Annotated in this window: 19 protein-coding genes; 9 read left to right on the forward strand and 10 right to left on the reverse strand. The window is 59.7% G+C overall.

The genetic code is table 11. From position 1 onward, the window contains the following. Positions 1–95: 95 nt before the first annotated feature. Positions 96–1,190: a PLP-dependent cysteine synthase family protein gene (locus tag AC3WK5_RS06905; RefSeq protein ID WP_103315450.1), complete on the reverse strand. Its 1,095-nt coding sequence runs from the start codon at positions 1,188–1,190 to the stop codon at positions 96–98. 283 nt (positions 1,191–1,473) lie between these two features. Here AC3WK5_RS06905 and nhaA point away from each other — a divergent pair, with 283 nt between their 5' ends. After that, positions 1,474–2,661 carry a Na+/H+ antiporter NhaA gene (gene nhaA / locus AC3WK5_RS06910; RefSeq protein ID WP_054596006.1) on the forward strand — a complete coding sequence of 396 codons (1,188 nt, stop codon included), beginning with the start codon at positions 1,474–1,476 and terminating at the stop codon, positions 2,659–2,661. 126 nt (positions 2,662–2,787) lie between these two features. On the opposite strand, the gene AC3WK5_RS06915 is transcribed toward nhaA, so the two are convergent. Beyond that, entirely contained in the window at positions 2,788–3,252 is a 465-nt protein-coding gene (locus tag AC3WK5_RS06915) for an outer membrane lipoprotein (protein WP_054596005.1), read from the reverse strand. Positions 3,253–3,420: 168 nt separating this feature from the next. Between AC3WK5_RS06915 and AC3WK5_RS06920 the strand changes: the two genes are divergently transcribed. Further along, positions 3,421–3,657, forward strand: a complete 237-nt coding sequence (locus tag AC3WK5_RS06920) for a hypothetical protein (RefSeq protein WP_054596004.1) — start codon at positions 3,421–3,423, stop codon at positions 3,655–3,657. Between the two features lie 5 nt (positions 3,658–3,662). Here the strand turns inward: AC3WK5_RS06920 and pdxH are convergent, their stop codons facing one another. The 5 genes from pdxH to dinG form a co-directional block, all read right to left on the reverse strand. Continuing rightward, complete coding sequence (gene pdxH / locus AC3WK5_RS06925; RefSeq protein ID WP_054596003.1) at positions 3,663–4,310, reverse strand: pyridoxamine 5'-phosphate oxidase; 648 nt, start codon at positions 4,308–4,310, stop codon at positions 3,663–3,665. Between the two features lie 39 nt (positions 4,311–4,349). Then, positions 4,350–5,387 carry an OmpA family protein gene (locus AC3WK5_RS06930; RefSeq protein ID WP_103315451.1) on the reverse strand — a complete coding sequence of 346 codons (1,038 nt, stop codon included), beginning with the start codon at positions 5,385–5,387 and terminating at the stop codon, positions 4,350–4,352. Positions 5,388–5,530: 143 nt separating this feature from the next. Further along, positions 5,531–6,676 carry a serine hydrolase domain-containing protein gene (locus AC3WK5_RS06935; protein ID WP_103315549.1) on the reverse strand — a complete coding sequence of 382 codons (1,146 nt, stop codon included), beginning with the start codon at positions 6,674–6,676 and terminating at the stop codon, positions 5,531–5,533. A gap of 103 nt (positions 6,677–6,779) precedes the next feature. Beyond that, positions 6,780–9,167, reverse strand: a complete 2,388-nt coding sequence (locus AC3WK5_RS06940) for a beta-galactosidase (protein ID WP_103315452.1) — start codon at positions 9,165–9,167, stop codon at positions 6,780–6,782. Positions 9,168–9,262: 95 nt separating this feature from the next. After that, entirely contained in the window at positions 9,263–11,407 is a 2,145-nt protein-coding gene (dinG, locus tag AC3WK5_RS06945) for an ATP-dependent DNA helicase DinG (protein ID WP_103315453.1), read from the reverse strand. Positions 11,408–11,506: 99 nt separating this feature from the next. Here dinG and AC3WK5_RS06950 point away from each other — a divergent pair, with 99 nt between their 5' ends. Next, positions 11,507–11,971: a CopD family protein gene (locus AC3WK5_RS06950; RefSeq protein WP_103315454.1), complete on the forward strand. Its 465-nt coding sequence runs from the start codon at positions 11,507–11,509 to the stop codon at positions 11,969–11,971. A gap of 186 nt (positions 11,972–12,157) precedes the next feature. Here the strand turns inward: AC3WK5_RS06950 and AC3WK5_RS06955 are convergent, their stop codons facing one another. After that, a complete protein-coding gene (locus AC3WK5_RS06955) occupies positions 12,158–12,916 on the reverse strand; it encodes a hypothetical protein (RefSeq protein WP_103315455.1) in 759 nt (252 codons plus the stop codon). Next, entirely contained in the window at positions 12,909–13,187 is a 279-nt protein-coding gene (locus tag AC3WK5_RS06960; protein WP_054595998.1) for a DUF1145 domain-containing protein, read from the reverse strand. The genes AC3WK5_RS06955 and AC3WK5_RS06960 overlap by 8 nt, the downstream gene beginning before the upstream one ends. Before the next feature lie 253 nt (positions 13,188–13,440). On the opposite strand from AC3WK5_RS06960, the gene AC3WK5_RS06965 reads away from it, so the two are divergent. Genes AC3WK5_RS06965 through AC3WK5_RS06980 form a run of 4 tightly spaced genes read left to right on the forward strand, consistent with a single transcriptional unit; the run spans position 13,441 to position 15,165 of the window. Next, positions 13,441–13,938, forward strand: a complete 498-nt coding sequence (locus AC3WK5_RS06965) for a DUF6231 family protein (protein WP_103315456.1) — start codon at positions 13,441–13,443, stop codon at positions 13,936–13,938. A 4-nt stretch (positions 13,939–13,942) separates the two neighbouring features. Then, positions 13,943–14,419: a YchJ family protein gene (locus tag AC3WK5_RS06970; protein ID WP_054595996.1), complete on the forward strand. Its 477-nt coding sequence runs from the start codon at positions 13,943–13,945 to the stop codon at positions 14,417–14,419. A gap of 45 nt (positions 14,420–14,464) precedes the next feature. After that, positions 14,465–14,950, forward strand: coding sequence for an LEA/WHy family protein (locus AC3WK5_RS06975; RefSeq protein ID WP_103315457.1), 486 nt, complete (start codon positions 14,465–14,467; stop codon positions 14,948–14,950). A 5-nt stretch (positions 14,951–14,955) separates the two neighbouring features. After that, positions 14,956–15,165: an SEC-C metal-binding domain-containing protein gene (locus AC3WK5_RS06980; RefSeq protein WP_007906737.1), complete on the forward strand. Its 210-nt coding sequence runs from the start codon at positions 14,956–14,958 to the stop codon at positions 15,163–15,165. Between the two features lie 118 nt (positions 15,166–15,283). Here AC3WK5_RS06980 and AC3WK5_RS06985 read toward each other — a convergent pair whose 3' ends face one another. Next, a complete protein-coding gene (locus AC3WK5_RS06985; RefSeq protein ID WP_103315458.1) occupies positions 15,284–15,841 on the reverse strand; it encodes a cysteine hydrolase family protein in 558 nt (185 codons plus the stop codon). A 250-nt stretch (positions 15,842–16,091) separates the two neighbouring features. Between AC3WK5_RS06985 and AC3WK5_RS06990 the strand changes: the two genes are divergently transcribed. Both AC3WK5_RS06990 and AC3WK5_RS06995 read left to right on the forward strand, forming a co-directional pair. Beyond that, positions 16,092–18,542: a penicillin acylase family protein gene (locus tag AC3WK5_RS06990; protein WP_103315459.1), complete on the forward strand. Its 2,451-nt coding sequence runs from the start codon at positions 16,092–16,094 to the stop codon at positions 18,540–18,542. A 242-nt stretch (positions 18,543–18,784) separates the two neighbouring features. Further along, positions 18,785–19,564: a transporter substrate-binding domain-containing protein gene (locus AC3WK5_RS06995; protein ID WP_054595992.1), complete on the forward strand. Its 780-nt coding sequence runs from the start codon at positions 18,785–18,787 to the stop codon at positions 19,562–19,564. The last annotated feature ends 6 nt before the right edge of the window (positions 19,565–19,570 follow it).

Below are 19,570 nucleotides of genomic sequence, written 5' to 3' on the forward strand. Positions count from 1 at the left end.
GGCTTGCCCGCGATGAAGTTGACGCGGTCTTCCCGAAAGACCGCATTATCGTTCATCGCAGGCAAGCCTTGCTCCTACGGGGACAGTGCCTGGTTTTAGATACCGGCGCGCAACACGCTGGTCGGCAGCGGCTCACCGCGCTCGGCACTGCCCACAACGGCCGCGATCAGGCCACTCAACTCATAACCCTGAGCCTTCAGCCAGTCCTGATCGTAATAGGTGGTCGCGTAACGTTCGCCGCCATCACACAGAATCGCCACGATCGAGCCACTCTCCCCCGCTGCCACCATCTGCTGCGCCGCCATCAATGCGCCGATCAGGTTGGTCCCGCTCGAGCCTCCCACATGCCGGCCCAGACGCTGCGCCAAATAATGCATGGCCGCCAGCGACAACGCATCCGGCACCTTGACCATCGCATCGATGACCTTAGGCAAGAACGACGCCTCAACCCGTGGCCGGCCAATGCCTTCGATCCGCGAACCGCAATCCAGACGCAAGCTCGCGTCGCCGGTCTGGTAGTACTCGAAGAACACCGAACGCTCGGCATCGGCACACAACACGCGGGTGCAATGCTGGCGATAACGCACGTAGCGCCCCAGAGTGGCCGTCGTACCGCCGGTGCCAGGGCTGGAAATCAGCCAGCTCGGTTCAGGATGACGTTCGAAACGCATCTGCTGAAAAATCGACTCGGCAATGTTGTTGTTGGCTCGCCAGTCAGTGGCACGCTCGGCATAGGTGAACTGGTCGATGAAATGGCCGTCGTGTTCCCGGGCCAAGCGCTCGGACTCGGCGTAGATCTGTGTCGGATCCTGCACCAGATGGCTTTTGCCACCGTAGAACTCGATTTGCGCAATTTTTTCCCGGGAGGTCGTGGCCGGCATCACGGCAATGAACGGCAAACCGAGCAAGCGCGCGAAATACGCCTCGGAGATCGCCGTCGAACCGCTGGACGCCTCGATCACCGGTGCTCCCGGCTTGAGCCAGCCGTTACACAGCGCATAAAGGAACAGTGAGCGCGCCAACCGATGCTTGAGGCTACCGGTGGGGTGACTGGACTCATCCTTGAAATACAACTCGATGCCCGGCAATCCCGGCAGTGGCAAAGGGATCAGGTGCGTATCGGCGCTACGCTGGAAGTCGGCTTCGATGATCCGGATGGCTTCGCGAGCCCACTGACGGTTGTCGCTCATGGTCTTTTTCTCATTGAATCGAATAGGCGTAAGGAAACCTGGCGGTGACAACAGGCAATGGATTGACCTTGTCGGAAGGCTCAATCAACAAGCTTAGGAAAAAACCCACATAACGCACAGGTACAGCTGAGGCCCAATACGCCAACCAACTGCTAGGCTCAGGCCGGGCCCGGGAGACATCGTTGTAACGGCATATAACAAAAAAGAATATAACTTTTGTTTTAACAACTAACCGTACGGGTTAGGGTGGTCCACCTTTTGAATCGATAGATGGAGAGCGACCTTGCCTCTGCGTAGCACTTTCACGCGTTTCTTTCAGTTGGAAGCTGCCAGCGGTCTGTTATTGATTGCCGCTGCAGCTCTTGCCCTGATCATCAACAACTCACCGCTGTCCTGGCTCTACAACGGCCTGCTGGACACTCCCGTGGTCGCCCAGATCGGCGCCCTGAAAATCGCCAAGCCACTGTTGTTATGGATCAACGACGGCCTGATGGCGATGTTCTTCCTGTTGATCGGCCTTGAGGTCAAACGCGAAATCCTTGAAGGCCATCTGTCCAAACCGTCGCAGATCGTCCTGCCGGGCGCAGCGGCCATCGGCGGCATGGTCGTGCCGGCGCTGATCTACTGGTTCCTCAACAAAGACAACCCGTCAGCCCTGGGTGGTTGGGCGATCCCGATGGCCACTGATATCGCCTTCGCCCTCGGCGTGCTCGCCTTGCTGGGCAAGCGTGTGCCGGTCTCGCTGAAACTGTTTTTGATGACCCTGGCGATCATTGATGACCTGGGTGCAATCATCGTCATCGCGATCTTCTACTCCGGCGCATTGTCGACGCTGTCGTTGATGCTGGCCGCAGCCTGTCTGGTGGCGCTGGTGGCGATGAATCGGCTAGGCGTGGTCAAGCTCGGCCCCTACATGATCATTGGCCTGATTCTATGGGTGTGTGTACTCAAGAGCGGTGTCCACGCCACGCTGGCCGGTGTGACCCTGGCGTTCTGCATTCCGCTACGCACCAAAAACGCTGAACCGTCACCGTTGCTGAGCCTGGAGCACGCGCTGCACCCTTGGGTGGCCTTCGGTATCCTGCCGTTGTTCGCTTTCGCCAATGCTGGTGTTTCACTGGCTGGCGTTAACCTTGAGAGCTTCACCCACCACGTACCGATGGGCATTGCTGCCGGTTTGCTGCTGGGCAAGACCGTTGGCGTCTTCGGCCTGACCTGGCTCGCCGTGAAGATAGGCATAGCAGCCCTCCCCGCTGGCGCCAATTGGGGCCAGGTACTCGGCGTGGCAATCCTCTGCGGTATCGGTTTCACCATGAGTCTGTTTGTCGGTTCCCTGGCCTTTGTGCCGGGCAGCAGCGAATACGCCGGCATGGACCGCATGGGCATTCTCACTGGGTCGATCCTCGCCGCATTGATCGGTTATGCGGTAACCGCAGCAGCCAGTCGCAAGAGCATCAATAGAGCGCCCTGAATAGCCGGATTTATTACTGAGTTCACACAGCCGAGGTGTGCTGTAGTGGTCTAACAAAACAATCAGCCAAAAACACAAAACCCCGACCAGTTACCTGATCGGGGTTTTGTTTTAACCGCGTAAAACTTAGTGCGAAACGCGGCTGGTGCCACCGACGGTGGAGATACGCACGCGTTCGCCAACGCGGAATACTTCGTTTGGCTGAACTTCCTGAACGTAGGCGCGCATGCTGCCGTCGTCTTCGCGAACGGTGATTTCCACGCCTTGGGTACGGGTCGCGCCTTCTTCGATGGCAGAACCCGCCAGACCGCCAGCCACAGCACCGATCACCGCAGCGACGATGCTGCCTTTGCCACCACCCACGGAGCTGCCGGCAACGCCGCCAACGGCCGCACCGGCTACGCTGCCGATCGGGGTTTTAGTGCCTTCGATTTTCACCGGACGCAGGGACTCGATGGTACCCATACGGATCGTCTGCACCCGACGTGCTTCGTCACGGGAGTAGGAGTCACCGGTCAGGCTCGATTGGCAACCGGTGAGCAGCATCGCCATCGTAGAAAAAGAAGCAACCAGCAAAACAGACTTACGCATAGCATCAACTCCAAAGGACAGGTATTCATTAAACTCCGCAGCTTGACGCCTGTCACGGCACTGCCCGGATAAAATTGGTTTCATTCAGGTGCAGTACAGTCGCACTTGAGAACTCATCACACAGTAGCGCCAAATTCCAGAATCTGCGCCATTGCACCAAGGATTTCCATGGATTACTTCATCATTGTCGCCACCACCGTTGCCGGACTGTACTTCCATTGGTGGCTGTACGTGCGGATCAAACGCTGGATGGACCGTGATCTGGCGCTGGCACTTGCCGGCAATGACGAGCGGAAAAAGGCGTTCATGCTGCAACAATTGGCTATTGCCCGGCAGCAGAATATCAAACGTCGGGACCTGCCACAGTGGCTGGAGGCGGCGGCTGCCACCTACCCCACTGTGTAGCCGGTTTACGGTGCCAGGCGCTCGCGACTCCAGTCCGCGCCTTGCAGACGATAGTTCAGACGGTCATGCAAACGACTCGCCCGACCTTGCCAGAACTCGATGCGTTCTGGCAACAAACGATAGCCGCCCCAATGTTCCGGGCAATGCGGCTGGCTATCGCTGAAGCGCTGTTCAGTGACTTTGAGCAGCCCTTCCAGCTCGGCACGATCGGCAATCACCTGACTCTGCGGAGACGCCCAGGCCCCCAGGCGACTGCCCAGCGGTCGTACCTGGAAATAGGCATCGGACTCCTGCGGCGTGACCTTCACCACTCGACCCTCGATACGCACCTGGCGCTCCAGGGTCGGCCAGAAGAAGGTCATGGCAGCAAACGGATTGCCCGCCAGCTGCTGACCCTTGGCACTGTCGTAGTTGGTGAAGAAGGTAAACCCCTGATCATCAAGCCCCTTGAGCAACAGGATCCGGCAATGCGGGCGACCGTCCTGATCAACCGTGGCCAGGGTCATGGCATTCGCCTCGACCGGAGGTTGTTCGGTATTTACCGCCTCGGCAAACCACTGATGAAACAGCGCGAATGGCTCGGCCGGGGCCTGAGCCTCGGTCAAACCATCGCGGGTGTAGTCACGACGCATATCAGCCAAAGTCCGGGGCATAGCGTTTTCCTTGTGCTTGATCAGTCAGTTGCTGGCCGATTACTGGCCGCTGGTGCTTTTTGCCGCTGTATCCGCTTTGGCTGCAGCTGCTGGCTTCTTGGCCGGCTGTTTTTTGGCCGGAGCTTTCTTCGCCGGAGCCTTTTTCGAGACAGCGCCTTTCTTCTTCGACGTTGCTTTTTTCGTGGCCACGGCTGGTGCTGCGGGCTTGACGGGCTGCGCTGCAACCATCTCCACCGGTGGTGGGGTCGGCTGGCTGTATTTGTTCAGCAATGCCAGCATGGTGGTGCGCTGGGTCAGCATGATTTCCACGCGACGGTTCAAGGCACGGCCCTGGGCGCTGTCATTGGCGGCGCGCGGCATCAAGCTGCCCATGCCACGCAACATCAGACGATCACGCTTCAAGCCACTGAGGCTGAAGATCGACGCAACGGAAGTCGCACGGTCCTTGCTCAGTTGTTGAGCGTCGGAAGTTGTGCCCACAGCGTCGCCGTGGCCAAGTACCAGGACGGCAGCCTGGGTATCGGGCTCAACCAGCTTGGCGATCTTGGTGAACTGCCCCAGGGACGACGGCAGCAGCATGGCTGGACGTTTCGGGTTGAAAGAGTCATCCACTGGCACTACGACCACCAGCACGTTCTCACGACGCTCAACCTGCATGTGGCCGTCCTGGACCGCAGACCGCAAGCGTGGCTCGTAGCTGTCCAGCCAGGCCTGGGTGATTTTCGGATCAGGCATCGGCACATCTTTGATGTCGGCCTTGGTGATGGCTTTTGGCTGGTCGCCGAACGGCCACCACCATTTGCTTTCGCTATCGGCTTTGGCTGCTGCGGCAGCTGAAGAGCCTGGAACTGTCGCCGGGGTGGTTGGCGCAGCAGCACTTGCGGTCGATTTGGCCTTCGCGGCTGCCGCGTCTTCAGCGGCCTTCGCGTCCGGTTTGGCTGCGTCTTTGTTCGCAACCTTGTCCGAACCGGAACCGAATGACCACCAGTGGCCCCCGTCTGCACCATTTTGTGGGGTTTGCGCGCAACCGGTAATGCTGAGACACAGTGCCAAGGCTAGAGATTTGTTCGGTGACATGGGGATATCCACAAAATGAGATAAGAAGCTGTGGGTCACTACGACCCGTATAAAACAGACGCTTTGAAACTATAGAAGCCACAGGGTTCCGTCCTGCGACCATTGGGCAAGTTTTTTTCAAAAAAATGCCTTGAAGCTCCCCTTTACAGACAGGCGGCCAAAACCCGCACAAGCTTCTGCGCACGCGGGTCCATCAAGACGTATGGCCCAAGGGTATTGGTCACAAAACCGAAGGCCACATCATGTTCCGGGTCAGCGAAACCGATCGAGCCACCAGCACCCGGATGACCAAACGCTCGAGGGCCGAGGCCGAAGGTCGCGTTGGGTACATCCGGTTGATCGAGCATACAACCCAGACCGAAACGGGTCCGGGTCAGTAAAGTCTTGTCTTCGCCCAGGCTGTGCTCGCGAGTCAGTTCCTGGAGCATCTCGCTTTCCAGCAGGCTGCCATCGAGCAGACCGCTATAGAACCCGGCCAGGCTGCGGGCATTGCCGTGGCCATTCGCTGCCGGTTGTTGCATACGACGCCATTCCGGCTTGTTGGTACTGGTCATGATCGATGGCGGGTTGGTAAACGCCAGAGTGGTCATGGCCTTCGGCTCACGCATCGTCACTTGCAGCAAACGCTGCGCCACCGCATCGCCGACATTGCCCTTTCCACGCGCGATGTGCGCCACGCGATGGAACTCTTCATCCGCCAGGCCGACATGGAAATCCAGCCCCAGCGGTCGCGCAACACGTGCCACGATCGACTCGCCCGGACCACGGCCATCGGCGCGTCGCAGCAGTTCCCCGACCAGCCAGCCATAAGTGATCGCCGCATAACCATGGCCTTCACCGGGCGTCCACCAAGGGGCTTCGGCGGCCAGCGCGTCGACCATGGTTTGCCAGTTATAGAGCGCTTCAGGGGGTAGCAACTCGCGCAAGGCCGGCAGACCGGCCTGATGGCAGAGCAACTGACGCAAGGTGATCGCTTCCTTGCCGGCAGCGGCGAATTCCGGCCAATACCTGGCGACCGGAGCATCGAGCTGCAACTTGCCTTCGGCGACCAGTTGCAGGGCAGTCACTGCAGCAAAGGTTTTGGTGCAGGAGAACAGGTTGGCAATGGTGTCGCTGTGCCAAGCCTCGTGACCATCCTTGTCGGCAGTACCGGCCCAAAGGTCGACGACGGTTTCACCGCCAATTTGTATGCACAGTGCCGCGCCGCGTTCCTGGGGATCGTCGAAGAGTGCCGCGAAAGCTTCACGCACCGCTTCAAATTTAAGCTCGTAATGACCCTGAATCAGCACCCGTAACTCTCCGAAAAAACGTTTCGACACAATGACCTGCATTGTTCCAGCCCTTGAGGGATTTGGGAACAGGGGCGGGCCGCGAACCTCGCAATCTCAGGCTTTAATGACCATTGGCGGAATGCCCACCTGCATGGCCAGCGCCCTGCCCTGCACCCTTGCTGTCGCGGCCTTTTTTCCCAGCTGCGTCTTCATGACCGGCACTGTCGGCTTTATCGGCCGCAGCCTTGGCCTTCTCGGCTTCTTTGCCGAGCTGATCGACGGCCTGCAAGTTGGCCTTGCGCACACTTTCGACAAAGCCCTGGAACGGCAGATCGGTGATCCCGACCAGACCGAAATGGCCGTTTTCACCGTCCAGCAGACGACCGCTCACCGGTTGATCGAGGTACTGGAACCAATGCACACCGACAATCGACGGTTCACTCACCGCTTGCTTGACGAAATTGGCGTAGGCCGGCCCACGGTCTTCTTCCTTCGCCAGCTCCGTTACTCCGCCCCAGAACGGACCGCGATCACGCGAGCCGAAGTTGAACTCGGTGATCAGCACCGGTTTGTCCAACGCCTGTAGCTTGGCGAAGTCATAACCGTCCTGAGGTTTAAGCGTGTACATGTTGAAGCTCAGGACGTCGCAGTACTGCGCGCAAGACTCGACAGCCTCAGGTGTGCTGGTGGCAAACCGACCACCGAGCAGCAGGTGGTTGGGTGCGTGCCATTTCAGCGAATCGGCAATGGTCTTGAAGTAGGTATCGGCGAAGACTTTCTGGAAATACTTGAAGTCGGCTTCGATTTCCGGGTGTTCCGCACTTGGCAGCGGCGGCACGAACCCCGGGTCTTCCATCAACTCCCAGGCTGGCAGATCAATACCCCAGGCTTTCGACAGGCCCGCCTGGTTACGGTATTTATCCCGCAGTTGCTTGAGGAACGCCCGTTTGGCCGGCACGTCGGTGGTCATTTTCAAAGTACCGTACGCCAAGGCATAACGGGCCTTCGGGTCATCGCCGGGACCGGCCCAGGCCAGTTCGTTATCGGCGAAGTAACCGATCAGCCATGGGTCGTCGCGGTGATCGCGGGCAGCAATGGCCACGGCACGTTCGGTGGCCATGGCGAAACGCGGGTCGAACGGGTCGGGCATACCGCCCCACCAGTCGGTACCGGTGCTGATACTGGCGTAATCGCCGACGATAGACAGCGGCAAGGTGTACGGCACACGGTCATTCAAGCCCAGCGCCGGAGCGCTCCAGTCGCCGATGGTGTTGAATCCCCAGGCTTGCAGGCGGTCAAGCGTATGGTGGGTCCAGCGCTTTTCGTCGAACGTGTGAGAGGTGCACGGGGTTGTGGCGGTTTCGGCCTTGGCCTCATCAGCCTTGGTTTCAGTCACAACCGCACACGGTTGACCATAAGTGCGCTGCAGGTTGGCACCGTAGAAGTCATACCAGCGACCGGCATTGAACCCACGTCCCTGATCGGCACCATTGCCATTGCGGTTGTCGCCTTCACCGTAATGGCTGGCCAATGGCTCGTCGTTAGCGGGCAACGACTCGAACATGGCTTCGCGCCCGGCGACGTAGGTCTGGCTGGTATCGGCGGTGACTGTATTGACTCCCAGGGAATAGAACGGGTGACCTTCCGGGGTCACCAGATACCAGCGACCGTCACGCTTTTCAGTGCGGAAGAAGCCACTGGCCTTGAACGCCGGGCCTTTGCTCCAGCCACCGAACGTGTCCAGGGACGAGCGTTTACGCTCGGCCAGCCAGGTTTTCAGTTGCTGTTGTTCTTTGTTTGCCGCCGCTTTGAGTTGCTCGTCACTGGTGACTTTTTCCGGCCATTTCGCTCGCGTGGACTGACCATAAGCGTCCACTAACGAACCGTAGGCGGCCTTGACCACCGCCTCGCCGTCCTGCACGCCAAAGCGCTCAAGCATGATGCTCTGGGCGACTTTTGGCTGATCCATCGACAGTGTCACCGACACCACCTGGCTGCGATCCAGTTCACCCGTGCTGCTGGCCAGCAATACGCGCTGGCCTTCGACAGTGATCGGCATCGGCGGCCCGGCTTTCAGGCCCTGGCTCAACGGCGAACTTGGTGTCAGCGGCACCAACAGGGTTTGCGCCGGCCCGGCCGGCAGATCGATGCGGCTGACCAGGGTCTTGCCGTCGTTACTCTGGATTTTCACGTAGAGCGTTACAGGCCAGTTCATTGCACTCTGGATACGCAAGCTCATGACGCCAGACTGTGACCAGTCCCAGGCGCCGCTTTGCGGAGTCAGGCGCAGGTTCGGTTGCGCCGCCGGATTGAAAGTCACCCGACGCAGCACTTCACCTTCGGCCGTTTGCTCCGCATTGGACTGCGGCAGGCTGGCGTCCTGGGTCGCCACCTGGACCACATCGGCGGGCCGGACAAAGTTGAACAGCGTCTGTTGTCCGGCCGGAGCCGCCAGCAGTGGCGCAGCGAACATCAAGGCAAAAACAGCGGGTAACGAACGGCGAATCATATGAACCAGGTTCTCCCTAACGACCAGTGAACGGCCTGTGTGGAATCGGTAACGGGGGGATAGACAACGAAGTGGGCGATTTCGCCCACCGTGTCTCAAGATATTTCGCGGCGAAACGGCGGCAGCGCGTTGAGGATAGCTTTGCCGTAGCGTTGCGTGACCAGACGCCGGTCAAGCAAGGTGATGGTGCCGCGGTCTTCTTCGGTACGCAGCAGGCGCCCGCAAGCCTGAACCAGCTTGAGCGAGGCGTCGGGCACCGAGATTTCCATGAACGGATTACCACCTCGGGCTTCAATCCATTCGGCCAGCGCGGCCTCGACCGGATCGTCCGGGACCGAGAACGGGATTTTGGCGATCACCACGTGCTCGCAGTAAGCACCCGGCAAGTCGACACCCTCGGCGAAACTCGCCAGACCGAACAGCACACTGGAGTCACCGCCATCGACCCGCGCCTTATGCTTGTTCAGGGTTTCCTGCTTCGACAGGTTGCCTTGAATGAACACTTGCTTGCGCCAGTCGCGGTCCAGGCCATCGAACACGTCCTGCATCTGTTTGCGCGAAGAGAACAGCACCAGCGTGCCGCGCGAGCCTTCGACCAGTTCCGGCAGGTCACGAATGATCGCCGCGGTGTGCGCGGCCGCGTCCCTTGGGTCGGCGCGCAGGTCCGGCACCCGCAGCACGCCTGCGTCAGCGTGATGGAACGGGCTCGGCACCACCGCCGTCACGGCCTTTTTCGGCAGACCGGCGCGCATGCGGAAACGGTCGAAGGTGCCCAGTGCGGTCAAGGTGGCCGAGGTCACCAGCGCACCGTAAGCCACATTCCACAGGTTGCGTCGGAGCATTTCCGCCGCCAGGATCGGGCTGGCGTTGACCTCGATATCGAACAGCGAACCGCTTTCCGCCAGGGTCAGCCAGCGCGCCATCGGCGGGTTGTCTTCCGGGTCTTCGGCGGTGAATGCGGTCCACAGCTCCCAGTTGCCCTGGGAACGGGACAGCAGGCTGCCAAACAGCGGATACCATTCTTCGGCCTGATTGCTGGCGATGCCGATATTGACCTCGCCATCCATGCCTTCCTTGAGCAGCTCGGTGAGCCGGGTAAAGACATCGGTCAGGCGTGCGAAGCCTTTCTTCAGCTCGACGCCCATCTCGCGCATATGCTCGGGAATCACCCCGCCGACGAAACGATGACGTGGCCGTTCGCGGCCCTCGACGTCTTCGCCGGGCTTGAATTCGGCAATCTGTTCGCAGGCGGTGAACATGAACTGCTGCTGGGTCTTGATCTCTCGCGCCAGCTCCGGCACTTGTTCGATCAGCTTGCCCAGATCACCCGGCAACGGGTGCTGGGCCAGCAATTTGGTGAGGTTCTTGGCGGTCGTTTCCAGCCAGTCGGCGGTGGAACGCAAACGCGTGTAATGGGCGAAGTGGCCGATCGCCTTGTCCGGCAGGTGATGGCCTTCGTCGAACACGTAGATGGTGTCGCGAGGGTCGGGCAGGACGGCTCCGCCGCCCAAGGCCAGGTCAGCGAGGACCATGTCGTGGTTGGTGACGATCACGTCCACCTTGCCCATGCCTTCGCGGGCCTTGTAGAAGGCGCACTGACCGAAGTTGGGGCAATGACGGTTGGTGCACTGGCTGTGATCGGTGGTCAGGCGCGCCCAATCCGCATCTTCAAGGGCGGTGGACCAACTGTCGCGGTCGCCGTCCCATTTATTGCCGGCAAGTTTTTCGATCATGCTGGTGAACAGCTTCTGACTGGCTTCATCGACCTCGATCTTGAAGCCTTCTTCTTCGAACAGCTGCGCGGTAGCGGTTTGCGCGTGGCCTTCCTGCAACAACATGTCGAGCTTGGACAGGCACATGTAGCGGCCGCGGCCCTTGGCCAGCGCAAAGCTGAAGTTCAGCCCGCTGTTGCGCATCAGGTCCGGCAGGTCCTTGTAGACGATCTGTTCTTGCAGGGCGACGGTCGCCGTAGCGATCACCAGGCGTTTGCCGGCAGCCTTGGCAGTCGGAATCGCCGCCAGGCTGTAGGCCACGGTTTTCCCGGTACCGGTGCCGGCTTCCACCGCGACAATCGCGGGGTCGCCACTGCGCCGGCCTTCGTCGTCGGTGTCGATGTCACCGAGGACCTTGGCAATTTCGGCGATCATCAGGCGCTGGCCGTAACGCGGCTTGAGGCTCTTGGCTTCGAGAAAACGCGAGTAGGCGCCCTGGATCGTGGTTTTGAGTTCTGTGCTGATCATGGATTGTCGGGCGCAAAAAACGCTGGATAAATTTTCAGTGGTTCGGTTCGGCGGCTATCATACCCCGCTAATTAATCCCGCGCAGAACGGAGTACCCCAATGACACCTTTCGCCCTCATTTATACCCTGCATGTACTGGCGGCCCTGATCTGGGTCGGCGGCATGTTTTTCGCCTGGATGGTCCTGCGCCCCGCCGCCATGAAGGCACTTGAAGGGCCTGCGCGATTGAAGCTGTGGGTAGAAGTGTTTCAACGTTTTTTTGTCTGGGTCTGGGTCGCGGTGGTGATCTTGCCGATCAGTGGTGTCGGGCTGATTCATCTGCGCTTCAGCGGTTTTGAAACCGCGCCGCGTTACGTGCAGATCATGATGGGGTTGTACCTGGTGATGACCGCGCTGTTTATCCGCATTCAGGCGCTGAATCTGCCGGAGTTGCGTAAAGCGGTGCTGGCCGAGGATTGGCCGACAGGTGCGGCGACTTTGGGCAAGATTCGGCGCTTGGTAGGAATCAATCTGTCGCTGGGGTTGCTGCTGGTGGCGGTGGCCGCGGCCCGACCGATGTTCTAGGGCCAACGCAGCCCTGGAGGGCTTTTGTGGCGAGGGGGCTTGCCCCCGCTGGGTCGCGGAGCGTCCCCAAAACCGGCGCTCCCGTTTCTTCAGAATGTATGCGGTGACTGGTTTACGACTGCTTCGCCCGAGCGCGGACCGGCCGACGGGGGCAAGCCCCCTCGCCACAGGGGGACTCGCCAGTCCTTACAACCGCTGTACCGTCACGGCACCCGCCGCGCCGGCAGGACCTGGCTGACCTTGCGCACCTGCGCGACCGCTTTTACCGCCGTCGGCACGGTAGACGAAACACCCCTTGGCCTTTCCGCCTGCGCCTGGCTTGCCACCGGCACCCGCTACGCCGCCGGCGCCACCGTCGACCAGCACCTTGATCTGCTGGGCCGGGTAATCACGCGGTAATTCCACCCGGACCTGCGCACCCGGCGCCCCGGCATGACCATCGCCACCATTATCACCATCCGCCCCATGCCCGGCCTGGCCCCATGTGCAACCCGGCTCCTGGCCGTTGCCGCCATCGAGCCCCACGTAACCTGGCGCACCGGCGCCACCACGGGCATCCACCGACAACTCGGGAGCATTCAGCGAGGCAATCCGCAGATTCAGGTTGCGCCCGGCGCGGGCGGCCTTGAGGTAAGTGCCGGGTGCGCCTCGCGAGGTGATCTGGCTGCCACTGGCAAGCTGCGCACGGCTGATATTCAGTTGCAGAGCCTGTTCGCTGGGGACAATGGCGATCCGTGCCTCGCGGCCCAGACGCAACTCGCCAACGCTCAATTCGGTCACGTTCGAGGGGATCAGCAGCGTGCCATTATCGGCGACTTCCAGGCGCTCCAACTGCAAGGTGCTGGCGGTATTGGGCAAACGCAGCAGCGAGTTGGTCTCGACCGTGACCACTTGAGCCATCGCCATCGGGCTGATCAAGGCGGCGAGCAGGCAGAGCTTACGCATGGCGAACCTCCCCGGCGGCAGGAGCTGCAAGGGTTTGCACATGGAAAATACCGACAATGAGGATCTGCCAGCGATCACGCCACGGATGAGCCCGCTCTTTAAGGTTGCGGTTAAAGAGCACCAGCTCCACAACATGGGTCATCAGCAACAGACAGCCGATCAGATTGATCATCAAATGAAACGGACCGATCAACGGGCTGATCAGATTGACCAGCACCACCAGCCAGAACAACAGGGTCAACCCCTTCCCCAAGCCCCAAAGCACCTTCATGTACGCTCCCCGCAGATCATTATTCTTTGCACGCACAGTACCGACTTCCGCAACGGATAAGCCAGAGGCCAACGAAAATTCTTCTGAACGGGCGGTTTAGAGCTTCGCATCTGTCGATCAGCGGTCCATCACCCGTTCGACTCCACGGCTTTTCGCCGCGTATTTACGGCGGGCCTCACCATTGCCTGCAAACCACCTCTAGGCCCGCACGTTCGGGCAGGCTAGTCTTCGCACATCTGATTGAGGATCTTCGATGACCACAGGTATTTCTTCGCGCACGCCCCAGCAAGCACTCGCCGCCTTGCTCGACCGTTATGCGCCACAACATCTGTTGCTGATTGGCGCCAGCGGCTTCCCGGCGCTCGAAGCTTTCAAGCTCGCGCACCCGGATGCCTGCGTCGCGCAAGTCGCGCCCGGCCCTCTGCCACCTGAGCTTGCCGCACAACGCTTCGACCTGGCGCTGGCACTCGACTGCCTTGAGCATCTGCCCAAACGCGATGGCCTGAACCTGCTCGGCGGAATTCGCAATCTCAACGCCAGCCGCATCGCGGTGTTGGCGGACCTGAAAGCCTGCGGCTGGCAAGAAACCGACTTCTTTTCCCTGGCACTGCAGGCCAGTGAACGCTTCCAGCGTGACGAACAGGTCCTGACACTGTTTACCTACGATCTGCTTGACTACAAACAAGTGCCTGACTGGCTCAATTCACGCTTCTGGGCCAATCCGGAAAACTTCGGAAAATACTGGTGGTAACACGATGAGTACGTCCATTTGCCCGTGCGGCAGTGGCACCTTGCTGGATGCCTGCTGCGGCCACTATCACGCCGGCCACCCTGCGCCGTGTGCCGAAGCCTTGATGCGTTCGCGCTACAGCGCCTATGTGCTGGGCCTGATCGACTATCTGGTGGCCACCACCCTGCCCGCCCAACAGGCAGGCCTGGATCGTCAGTCGATCAGCGAATGGAGCGCGCAAAGCACCTGGCTTGGCCTTGAGGTGGAAAGCTCCGAGGTCTTCGGCGGCCAGCCCGAACATGCATTCGTCACCTTCACCGCACGCTGGCACGACAGCACCGGCGAGCACAGCCACCGCGAACGCTCATCCTTTGTGCAAAACGCCGGGCGCTGGTACTTCATTGACCCGACCGTGCAGCTCAAGGCCGGGCGCAATGATGCATGCCCCTGCGCCAGCGGGCAGAAATTCAAGAAGTGTTGTGCGAGTTATTTCACCGTTTGAGGCGATCTTTTGGGGCTAGACTGGGGTTCAAGGAGAAATACCACCATGACCCATCAGCAGCGCGCCTTACGAATTGTCACCCTGTTCATGTTCCTGAGCCTCGGTGGCTGCGCGTCCTGGTTCGCTGATGACAGCCTCGACCCGCAAGTCCATCTGCTCAAAGTCGAAGTGGTGCGCGCCAAACTCCTTGAGCAGAAATTCATGCTCTACTTTCGCGTCGACAACCCCAACGACTCCGACCTTAGAGTTCGCGGCCTGGTGTACCGGATTCATTTAAGCGATTTCCTGCTGGCCGAAGGCGAGGCCAGCGAATGGTTCACCGTCGACCCGAAAAGCAGCAGCTATTTCCAGGTGCCGATCCGCACCAACCTCTGGCAACACCTGCGCGAGGTGGTGAAATTGCTGAAGAAACCCGACCAGCCGATCCCCTATCGCCTGGAAGGAACGCTTCAAACCGGATTATTCATCGGCAATGACGTGCACCTGGCCAATAATGGCGAGATAATTCCCGGCGATTTTATTCCGGAGTAACCTCGATGACCCAGCAACCCCATGTCCATGGCCCTGACTGCAACCACGATCATGACCATCACGACCATCATGATCACGACCATGGCCATGTTCACGGCCCGAACTGCGGCCACGCTCACCAGGAGCCGGTGCGCAACGCGTTGAAAGACGTTGGCCGCAACGACCCTTGCCCATGCGGCAACGGCAAGAAGTTCAAGAAGTGCCACGGCGCTTGATGCGTTAACACAACGCATCCCCCCTGTAGGAGCAAGACTTGCCCGCGATAGGATCGCCTCGGTATCTGAGGTATTACGCGTCATCGTTCATCGCGGGCAAGCCACGCTCCCACAGGTTTTAATCAGTCATTAAAATATCTGTGGTGCGGATCACCGTCGCATACTCCCCGTGCAGATTGCCCAGCGACATGGCGTGCACCTCCTGCGCCGAATGCTTGTTGCCGAAGAAGTCGAGCTTGTCGAAGGTGTAGCAGGCGTCTTCCACGACCCAGGTTTCAAACCCCAGATTGCCCGCCGTACGCGCCGTGGACTCGACCGAGTTATGGGTCGCCACGCCGACAATGATCAGTTGCTCGATCCCCGCCTCACGCAAACCCGCTGCAAGCGTCGTCCCGCTGAACGCATCCGGAACCTGTTTCTGGATCACACACTCGCCCGATTGCGGCTTGAACCGTTCCTGAAACTCGACACCCGACTGCTGCGGCCAGAACACCGATTCCGGCGAGCGGGACAAATGCTGCACATGAATCACCGGCCGCGCCATGCGCCGCCATTCGCTCAACAACTCGGCCATCCGCTCCTCGGCGTGGGGGTTATTGCGTGGTCCAAGCCTGGGGTGATGAATGCCTTTTTGCTGATCGATCAGAATAAGCACTGCGTTTGCCTGAAGTTCCATGGCGAGTTATCTCTTGCACGGGTCATTGAATTTTCCACACTTGAGCATTACCTCTTCCTCCAGGCAAGTCATCGTGAACGCCAATCCCCTGAAAACAGCGCAGTCCCCCACCACAGATACAGCGTCCAGCGTCAAATTCTTTGATTTATCGGACAAACCTTGAAATAAGATCGGCACCCGCTTGCGCGGCCTTCTCCTGCTCACTAACGTAGCGCCTTTATTGCGCCTCTACTCCCGCAGGAGCTTTGCCATGGCCTCGCCAGCCTTTACATCTTTTCTTCCCCGGTTCGGCGTTGCCGCAGCAGTGGCCAGTGTGCTCAGCCTCACCGGTTGCCAGACCTGGAATGCCCAGGACAGCCTGCCACCCACCGCAGGCGTGCAGCCGCTCAAAGGGTTGGCGCAGAACGTTTCAGTGCGGCGCAATGCCATGGGCGTGCCGCTGATCGAAAGCAGCACCTTCCACGATGCACTGTTCACCCTCGGCTACGTACACGCCGGTGATCGCATCACCCAGATGGTCACCATGCGCCTGCTGGCCCAGGGTCGCCTGTCGGAGATGTCCGGCGCAGAGATGCTCGACGCTGACCGCTACATGCGCGCAGTCAATCTGAAGAAAAGTGCCGACGAGCTCTACAAGGCCTCCTCTCCGCGCCTGCAACGCTTCTTTGAAGTCTATGCACGCGGGGTCAACGCCTACCTGTTCCGCTATCGCGACAAACTGCCGTCGGACCTGGCCGCCACTGGCTACAAACCTGAATACTGGAAGCCGGAAGATTCGGCGCTGATTTTCTGCCTGCTGAACTTCAGCCAGTCAGCCAACCTGCCGCAAGAAATCGCTTCGCTGGTGATGGCGCAAACCGTCACGACAGACAAACTCCCGTGGCTGTTGCCGTCGTATCCGGACGAAAAGCTGCCACTCGCCGAAGCTGAAAAGCTTAAAGGCGTGAAGCTCAACGGCACGATCCCGGGCCTGAGCGAACTCAGCAAAGCCGGCGACCAGTTGTCCGCATTGAATCTGCTCGGCGCCACGGCGTCGAGCAACTGGGCAATTGCCCCGCAGCGCAGTCGCAGCGGCAAGAGCCTGCTGGCCAGCGACAGCCAATTCCCGATTGGCGTGCCGTCGCTGTGGAACTACGTGCAGATCCGTTCGCCGAAGTACCAGGCGGCCGGGGTTTCCATTGCCGGCCTGCCGATGGTCCTTGCCGGTTTCAACGGTAAAGTGGCGTGGAGCATGACCGCGGTCATGGGCGATAACCAGGACCTGTTCCTTGAAAAGCTCAAGCGTCAAGGCAATGGCCTGAGCTACGAAGTCTCAGGCAAATGGCAACCGGTGACGGTTCGCAACGAAACCTACTTCGTCAAAGGCCAGCGGCCGATTCGCGAAGCCGTGTACGAAACCCGTCACGGCCCGCTGCTCAACAGCGCCCAAGGCAGCGCACTGGGCAATGGTTTCGGTCTGGCGTTGCAGATGCCGAACTTTACCGACGACAAGAGCCTCGACGCCTTCTTCGACTTGTCCCGTGCGCAGAGCGCAGAGAAAGCCTCGGACGCCAGCCGTGAAATCCGCGCTATCGCGCTGAACATGGTATTCGCCGACGCCAGCCACATCGGCTGGCAAGTCACCGGGCGCTTCCCGAACCGTCGCGAAGGTGAAGGCCTGTTGCCATCGCCGGGCTGGGAAGGTCGTTACGACTGGGACGGTTACGCCGACCCGATGCTCCACCCTTATGACCAGGACCCGGCCCAAGGCTGGGTCGGCACCGCCAACCAGCGGGTCATCCCTCACGGTTACGGCATGCAGCTGTCCAACTCCTGGGCCGCGCCCGAGCGTGGCGAGCGCATCGCCGAGCTGGCGGCTGCAGGCAAGCACGACAGCCGCAGCATGATCGCGATGCAGTACGACCAGACCACGCTGTTCGCCGCCAAACTGAAAAAGATGTTTGAAGCCCCGGGCATGTCCCAGCCGCTCAAACAGGCAATCGACGCACTGCCCGCTGCCGAAGCCGGCAAAGCGCGCGAAGCTTACAGCCGCTTGATGGCGTTCGACGGCAAGCTCAGCCCGACCTCCACCGACGCAGCGATCTATGAACTGTTCCTGCAAGAAAGCATGAAGCAGATTTTCCTCGACGAGCTCGGCCCAGAGTCCAGCCCAACGTGGAAAGCCTTCGTCGCCAACGGCAAATTGTCCTACTCGGCCCAGGCCGACCATTTGCTGGGCCGCGAAGACAGCCCGTTCTGGGATGACCTGCGCACGCAGCAGAAAGAAGACAAACCGACCATTCTCGCCCGTAGCCTGGCCGCGGCCATTACCGCCGGCGAGAGCCAGATGGGTGCCGACCACAAAGCCTGGCAGTGGGGCAAACTGCACCACTACGAATGGAAAAACAGCCGTGGCCAGACCGTGCGTGGCGCCATGTCAGCCGGAGGTGACCACACCACATTGAATGCTGCCGCGTACACGTGGGGGCAGGATTTCAACGTGACGCTAGTGCCGGCGATGCGTTTCATTGTCGACTTCGGCCAGGCCGAACCGCTGATGGGTCAGAGCGGCACCGGCCAATCCGGTAACCCGGCCAGCCCGAACTATATCGACAGCATCGACCCGTGGCTCAAAGGTCAATACATGAGTTTGCCGATGCAACCGCAGAACTTCGACAAGGTATATGGCAAAACGCGGCTGACCCTGGTGCCAGGCAAGTAACACGTAGAGCGATCGGTGACGAGGGAGCTCGCTTCCTCGCCACTGATCGCTCTACTTTGGTGCGGCAATTTGTTCACGCCCGTTTTTGGGCACGATTCCTCTCCAGACGTGTCTTGAATCATCTTTTAAAACGCTTGTTCGGGACTCTGGTTCGGAAATTGCTACTTTCATAAGGTCTTACGCTTTCCAGTAACAATAATTTCGCGCCACAAGCGCTCAAATTGGTTCTTAGGGATTTAATAATGAAAAAAGCATTGCTGACCCTTTCTGCACTGGCGTTGTGCATGGCCGCTGGTTCCGCACTGGCCAAGGAATACAAAGAACTGCGTTTTGGCGTTGACCCTTCCTATGCTCCGTTCGAGTCCAAAGCGGCCGACGGCAGCTTGGTGGGCTTCGACATCGATCTGGGCAACGCGATCTGCGCCGAGCTGAAGGTCAAGTGCAAATGGGTCGAAAGCGATTTCGACGGCATGATTCCAGGCCTCAAGGCCAATAAATTCGACGGTGTGATCTCTTCGATGACCGTCACCGAAGCCCGCGAAAAAGTCATCGACTTCTCCAGCGAACTGTTCTCCGGCCCTACCGCACTGGTCTACAAGAAAGGCTCCGGCATTTCTGATGTGGCTTCGCTCAAGGGTAAAAAGGTCGGCTACGAGCAAGGCACCATTCAGGAAGCCTACGCCAAGGCCGTGCTGGACAAGGCTGGCGTGACCACTCAGGCCTACGCCAACCAGGATCAGGTCTACGCCGACCTGACTTCCGGTCGTCTGGACGCCTCGATCCAGGACATGCTGCAAGCCGAACTGGGCTTCTTGAAGTCGCCACAAGGCGCTGCTTATGAAGTCAGCAAGCCGGTCAACGATCCTTTGCTGCCAGCCAAAACAGCTGTCGGTATCTCGAAAGGTAACAAAGAGCTCAAAGCCCTTCTCGATAAAGGTATCAAAGCGTTACACGATGATGGCACCTACGCGACCATTCAAAAGAAACACTTCGGTGATCTGAATCTGTACAGCGGCAAATAATGCCCG

It is taken from the genome of Pseudomonas sp. FW306-02-D09B, from assembly GCF_058782685.1.